Here is a 211-nt window from a genome sequence, read left to right on the forward strand (position 1 = left end):
ATCTGGTTCAGCGGGCATGACATTAGCCGCCTGAAGAGCCGGGAAGTGCCTTTTTTACGCCGCCAAATCGGCATGATTTTTCAGGATCACCATCTGCTGATGGACCGGTCCGTCTATGAAAATGTGGCGATTCCGCTGATTATAGCGGGCGCAAGCGGGGAAGATATTCGTCGCCGCGTTTCCGCCGCGCTGGATAAAGTGGGCCTGTTGG

Annotated in this window: 1 pseudogene; it reads left to right on the forward strand. The window is 55.5% G+C overall.

Annotated elements, in window-relative coordinates:
* Positions 1-211, forward strand: a pseudogene (locus RTK32_RS08870) (cell division ATP-binding protein FtsE); the annotation flags it as partial.

It is taken from the genome of Erwinia sp., assembly GCF_031978025.1.
In the GTDB taxonomy this organism is placed as follows: Bacteria; Pseudomonadota; Gammaproteobacteria; order Enterobacterales; family Enterobacteriaceae; genus Erwinia.